At 67.9% G+C, this 5,772-nt stretch carries 8 protein-coding genes; 1 reads left to right on the forward strand and 7 read right to left on the reverse strand.

Annotated elements, in window-relative coordinates:
* Positions 1-909 precede the first annotated feature (909 nt).
* From ABTZ59_RS36720 to ABTZ59_RS36750, 7 genes are all read right to left on the reverse strand, one after another.
* The gene (locus ABTZ59_RS36720) at positions 910-1,197 is read right to left on the reverse strand and encodes a hypothetical protein (protein WP_351425666.1); all 288 of its coding nucleotides are present in this window, start codon (positions 1,195-1,197) and stop codon (positions 910-912) included.
* A gap of 8 nt (positions 1,198-1,205) precedes the next feature.
* Positions 1,206-2,123 carry a radical SAM/SPASM domain-containing protein gene (locus ABTZ59_RS36725; RefSeq protein WP_351425670.1) on the reverse strand — a complete coding sequence of 306 codons (918 nt, stop codon included), beginning with the start codon at positions 2,121-2,123 and terminating at the stop codon, positions 1,206-1,208.
* A gap of 84 nt (positions 2,124-2,207) precedes the next feature.
* Positions 2,208-2,456 carry a hypothetical protein gene (locus ABTZ59_RS36730; protein ID WP_351425680.1) on the reverse strand — a complete coding sequence of 83 codons (249 nt, stop codon included), beginning with the start codon at positions 2,454-2,456 and terminating at the stop codon, positions 2,208-2,210.
* Positions 2,457-2,544: 88 nt separating this feature from the next.
* A complete protein-coding gene (locus ABTZ59_RS36735; RefSeq protein ID WP_351425683.1) occupies positions 2,545-2,853 on the reverse strand; it encodes a hypothetical protein in 309 nt (102 codons plus the stop codon).
* The gene (locus ABTZ59_RS36740) at positions 2,850-3,017 is read right to left on the reverse strand and encodes a hypothetical protein (RefSeq protein WP_351425686.1); all 168 of its coding nucleotides are present in this window, start codon (positions 3,015-3,017) and stop codon (positions 2,850-2,852) included. Before ABTZ59_RS36740 ends, ABTZ59_RS36735 begins: the two co-directional genes overlap by 4 nt.
* Positions 3,014-3,502, reverse strand: a complete 489-nt coding sequence (locus ABTZ59_RS36745; RefSeq protein WP_351425689.1) for a hypothetical protein — start codon at positions 3,500-3,502, stop codon at positions 3,014-3,016. The genes ABTZ59_RS36740 and ABTZ59_RS36745 overlap by 4 nt, the downstream gene beginning before the upstream one ends.
* Positions 3,503-3,602: 100 nt before the next feature.
* Positions 3,603-4,787, reverse strand: a complete 1,185-nt coding sequence (locus ABTZ59_RS36750; protein ID WP_351425692.1) for a helix-turn-helix domain-containing protein — start codon at positions 4,785-4,787, stop codon at positions 3,603-3,605.
* A 97-nt stretch (positions 4,788-4,884) separates the two neighbouring features.
* Between ABTZ59_RS36750 and ABTZ59_RS36755 the strand changes: the two genes are divergently transcribed.
* Entirely contained in the window at positions 4,885-5,412 is a 528-nt protein-coding gene (locus ABTZ59_RS36755) for a flavoprotein (protein WP_351425700.1), read from the forward strand.
* The last annotated feature ends 360 nt before the right edge of the window (positions 5,413-5,772 follow it).

A 5,772-nucleotide genomic window follows, 5' to 3' on the forward strand; every position in this document is an offset into this window, starting at 1 on the left:
GGTCCCCGGGGAAGCTCCCATGTGCTGAGGGCCGGATCCCGGCCTTGGGTGGGTGGGCCCTGCGGGGCTGCGCGGCAGTGGAGTGGGGCGGCCCGACACCGGCAAAGCGACTGACCGTCGGGGAATGGTGGGGACTCATGCCCCGCTGTGCGGGCCCGTTGTCGGGTGACACCTGTGTCCTGGGGTGGACGGGCCTGCCACCTGCCCTCAATGTCCCCTTTTGGAAGGGGCTTTGGGGAGTGCTCCGGCAGGTCATGCGTCCTGAGTTCGGTTAACCGGGCCTCATGACGCATGCCCCCTCCGACCGGCCCACTAGGCGCCTCACCAGTCACACCCGCCCCCGCCGCCCCGGGGCGCGTGAGCGATGTGCCGTGGGAACGACTTAACCGAACCCAGGACGCAGGACCTGCCCGGGGCCCCTGAAATGGCCCGCCAAACTGGGACATAGGGGGCAGGGGTGGGCTCGTACACCCCTGCTGACAGGTGCACCCGTCAACGGACTGTCACCAGCGGGGCATGAGTCCCGACCACCCACCCGCATCAGCTCGCTGAGCCGGTGCGGGGCCGCCCCACTCCACTCCCGCGCAGCCCCGCAGGGCCCACCGGACCGCAGGCCGGGATCCGGCCCCCGGAACATGGGAGCTTCCCGGGGACCCCTCCCCCCGGGCCGCCCCCCTCAAAGCTGCACTTGCGGTGGAGGGTTGGGTGTCAAGGGTGGAGCGCAGCGGAATCGGCGCAGCCGACGCGACGAAGGAGCGCCCTTGACGCCCAACCCGCAACCGCGAAACTGAAACTTAGGGGCGGCCCCCACCCGACACCACACGTCCCGGCCCACCCCGACTACCCCCCACCCGGCGGAACAGCACCTCCGCGCGGCCGCACGTGCGGCCGGGGCTCCTGCTCTCTGCGTTATGCCGACTGGCGCTCGGAGCTGTCGCGCAGTACGGAGAGCTTGTCCCAGTACAAGGTGCCGGCATAGTAGGCGGCGTCCTCGTGGGAGGGGGCGGACTCCTCGATCAGGTGATGGGCCGCGGCCTTCAGGTCAGCCGCCCACAGCAGCACATGCTGCTGCGCGCTCTGCCCGCACTCCTTCGGTTCTCCCGGGAGGCACAGCGGGAGATCACGCACGCTGAGTTTGTTGTACGCGTGGCGCACGTACATTGCGGTCCGCTGCCATTGTTCGTCCGTCCGCGGCATGCCGCCTCCTATGGTCCGATCTGCCCGGAGACTTCGATCGTAGCCCCCGCGTCGGGTGCGCACGGTGAGCAAGGCGCGCACCAAGGAAGACACTGCGGAGGTGTGCACGATTGTGCGGGCTGCGGGCGGGGACCGGCTTCGATCTCGGCCCGTGCCCGCCTGGTTGACGGGCCTGCCCAGATGTCCTTCAGCGGGGATACCAGGACATTTCCCATGCTGATGAACCGCCCGATGACGCAGGGCCACACTTCCCCGTCGGGTCCGATCGCGAGCTTCCCTTGGGCGCAATGCCCGCACAGATCAGCGACGGTAGGTCCGGCGCCCTTGCCGGCCCGCCCGATTGCCCGGGTGTGGTCCCCGGCTACGGCCGATAGCCCAAGGTCCTTGAGGTCCCGGAAGGCGTTTTCGGCCCTTTGTTCGGGCAGCGTTGAGATGACCGCGCCGCGCAGGGTGAGGCCGAGTTCCTGCGCGCATTGGATGTTTGCCCGTGTGCGCCTGTGGGACCCCGGCCGTACCGTGACAGCGTCGTGCTCCTCGGCGGTGTCCGAGTAGTACGACGTGGCGAGCCTGACGCGGTACTCGGCGAACGCGGCCCACAGCTCGTCCGAGACATACGTCAGGTTCGAGAACACCTCCACGGCCAGGCCGGCGCGCGCCGCGTGCCCAATGAGATCGATGAGGTGCGGGTACAGGGTAGGTTCCCCGCCGATGAACTGAACGCCCCTTACGCCCATGGCGGCGAGCTGGTCGATGCAGTCCTTCCAGTGTGGTGCGGTCATGGTGCCGTGCGTGCCTCGGGGGGATGAGTCGGCGTAGCAGTGGGTGCATTCGAGGTTGCAGAACCCGGTGACCTCCAACCAGGCGAAGGCCAGGGCGGATTGATCGGTGTCGGTGTCGCGTCCGGGTAAGGATGAGCGGGTAGTCATGGTGGTGCCTCCCGTTCTGGTGGATGGGTGGTAACCCGCCTCCGGCCGGAGTCCTTGCCGGGATGCGTCGGCCGGGGGCGGGGGTCAGTGGGGGTGTCCGGCCAGCACGTAGGGCCGGCCTGGGCTTCGCAGGGCGTCGGAGAGCAGCAGCCTCAGCCGTCCCTCACAGGCCCGGCATGCGTACAGGGGGATTTCGATGGCCTCGTGGCCGGGCCCGCCGTTGCGGGTCAGGTCACCGATGGCCACCACGGCGAGGTAGTCCCGCTGACACATGAAGCACGCACCCATCGCGGGGATGGCGGGCGCTTCGTCGGTCCGGAGCCGGACGTTCACGGCTGGCCTCCGGAGGCGATGGCGATCGCGAGCACGGCCAGGAGCACGGCCAGGACGATGACGTACAGCAGCTGCTGGGTCCGCTCGCTCACCGCGCGCCTTGCCTCTGGCAGTCGCAGGGACAGGGGCAGGGGCAGGGCTGAGGCTCCGTCAGGGTAATTCCGGTGACGAGGGCGCGCGCGACGCTGCGGCCGAGGCAGCGGTGCGGAGAGCTGAGGTCGAAGAGGGGCGCGGCGAGGCAGGGCCCGCACGGTGCGAGGGCGCCCGCTTCCGTGAGGAGGTCGTCCTCCGTGATGGGCGGGCCGTTCCACAGCAGGGTGATGCCGTGCTCCTCGCAGCGGGCGCCGTCGTCGTCTTCGACCGGGAAGTCATGGTCGCCGCCGGGGCACTTCGTCATGACGGGGGCTCCCGGTGGCAGTGGCAGGCGCAGCGGAGGGTTTCGACCGGCGGCTGTGTGGGCGTCTGCCAGGGCAGGCGTGTCTCTCCGGGGCCGGGGCACTCCTCGTGCTCGCCGAGGCGGCAGGCGGGGGTGGTGTACGCGCGGGTTCTGGTGGTGTTCACGTGGCGGTGTCTTCGAGGCGGGCCCGGCCGGCCCGGAGCAGTTCGGCCACGGCCTCGGCGGCGCACAGCTTCCCGGGCCGCTTCACGGGGACGGCCCAGTACGGGGTGACGGGTGTCGGCTCCGTACGGTCCGGCCGCGGGATGCCGAGCCAGGCACCCGGGCCGCGGACCACGGCCTCCACCTCCCGCCATGTCTCGCAGGTCCCTGGTGGAACCAACGCGTAGTACCAGTGGCGCGGGTGGCAGATCACGGGGCCGTCGAGGGCTTCGGCCAGGACGGCGGCCACGACGTCCGGGGCGCTGCTGTCGGCCGCCGCGTGGACCAGCGGCAACGGCATCTTCACGGCGTCGTACGGGTTGCCGGTGCGCAGCATCGCCGGGCGGCCGTCCTGCCACGCCTCGTGGGCGACAGCCGGGGCCGGGCTGGAAGAGGTTAACCACCGTGAGATGGCCGAATTGGTCTGTGCCTGCGTCAGCTCTCTCATGGCGTCCCCGGCTCGTCGGTAACGGTACGAGTCCAGAGTGAGCGCCGTGCACCGGCACAGTACTCACGGATTGTGAGTGCTGTGAGTGCTGTGAGCGTGCCTACAAACCGATCCAGGCAGCCATGTGCCCCAGTGTGTCGGGAGTGGTCCTCGCTTTGCGGACCAGGCCAGAGATGGTTTCGCGGGTCTCCGGGTGGTAGCGGGTCTGTTCCGGAGCCGTTTTACGGGCTTCCACGAGGTGCTTCAGCGAAGATTCCGATTGCCCGGTCTCCATCTCAACGAACGCCCAATCGATGAGGAACCGAGCCCGGCGACTCGTCAGCATGGTCGGGGGCAACTCGATTTCCCGGGCCTGAACCAGCGCATCGTCGTACTGACGCATCTCGACCGACGCGCCCATCTCATGGAGTTTCACGTTGGTGTGACCGAACGACAACCAATGCACGTCACGCGCCTCACCACCGACGCGCTTCGCCACTTCGCGTGCGGCAGTGATGTGAGTGGCGACCGTTCCGTCATCGCCGGCCCGGGCTGCGACGGCGGATGCCCCAAGGTGTAGTTGCCCCGTCACGACCAACGCCTCTCGGGAAGGCTCCAGGGCGAGCAGGCTGTGTCCGGACGAGATGAGCCGTTGCCCAACGACAGGGGCGCCGATCTTGTGGTAGCCGAGAGCCCGCTTGTACTGCCGGATCGCCGCTAGAACCGGGTCCGATGCCCTGGCAGCAGCCCATTCCATTCGGTCCAGAGCCACCGTCGACAGGTCAAAGAACCCGACCTTAAGAGCGATATCGTGTGCCGTCCGGTAGGTGGAGGCCAGGGCCTGCCATACGGGTGTGGACTGACTCGTCCATGCCACATGCGTCAACTCGGCGATGACGCCGGGAAGATCCGCAGCCGCACTGCGCAGGTGTGTGGCCCGAACCTCCTGACATAGGCGGTCCGCCTCCTGGATGAGGGCGGCGGCTGGCCGGGCCACGATATCGGGGTTGGCGCCCAGGTCGTAGAGGTCCAGCGCCTCCCGGATTGGTCGTACGAGCATGGCCAGCCGGTTGTGCTGCACTTCGCTGGTATATGGCTGCCCTGTCAGGACGGTGATGTCGATCCCAAGGGCCCCCGCGACCGCGTTAACGAAATCGTCAGTGGCTGGCCGGGCTCCGCATTCCACCTGGTTGAGGAGGCTGTACGAGTACGGAATCTGGCCCGCCAGTTGCTTTTGCGTGAGGCGGGCCAGTTTTCGCTGTTCTTTGATACGGGCGCCTGTGTGGTCGTCGGACGGTGCGGGCATACAGGTCTCCGTTCCTGACTCGTCATCTGGAACGGTACTCGTGCTCGCCCCCGTTGCCACCTGGTTCGGAAGCGAGCGCCTGTGGTCGACTGAACGTATGACTTCACGGACTCTGTACCTGTTCGGCAGCGCGGCACCCCCGGTCTTCGACATCGCCACGGTGATCAGCGATGCGCAGTCGCGCGGGTGGAATGTCCGGCTCGGGTTGACGCCGACCGCAGCACGCTGGCTGGACACGCAGAAGACCGAGCTGGAGCGGCTGACCGGTGGCCCAGTCCGGTCCGAGTACAAGTCGCCTGGCGAACCGGACGTGTGGCCAAAGGCAGACGTCATCCTGCTGGCGCCGGCCACCTTCAATACGATCAACGAGTTGGCGCTCGGACTGACTTCGAAGTTTGTCGTGGGCGTTTGCGCGGAGGGGATCGGCAAGGGGATCCCGCTCGTGACGATGCCTTGCGTGAACGCGGCGTACGCGCAGCATCGTCGTCTCGACAGGAGTGTCGACGAGCTACGGGAGATGGGTGTGACAGTTCTCTACGGTGTAGGGGGCTTTGTTCCGAACCAGCCCGGTGAGAAGGTGCCGTATCCGTGGGCTGCGGCGCTGGCTGCGGTCGAGAGAGGGTGACCTGCGGATAGCTGGTGCCCCGGTCTGGAGGGGCTGGTTCCGCACGGGCTACGTCACGCACAGCGGGTGTGGCTGGAGGAGGACGATATCCCTCGGTCGGCGATCGATGAGCGGATGGGGCACAAGGTCCGCCAGTCCGGGCGTGGGGCCTCCACGTACCGGCACGTGACCCCGGCGATGCGGAAGCGGATTGCGCGGGTGCTTCAGAAGCGGTGGGAGAAGTCGGTGACGGAGAATCAGAAGTTGATCTCCCGAAACTCTCCGAACTAGGTCCTGTCCGGTCGATCTTCGCGGATAAGCCCGCGGCGTCTGGTGCCGTGCATCGCAAGGCGGAGGATCGCCCATGTACTGGACGTACTT

Origin of the sequence: Streptomyces sp. NPDC094034, assembly GCF_040303865.1 — a bacterium.
Classification (GTDB): domain Bacteria; phylum Actinomycetota; class Actinomycetes; order Streptomycetales; family Streptomycetaceae; genus Streptomyces.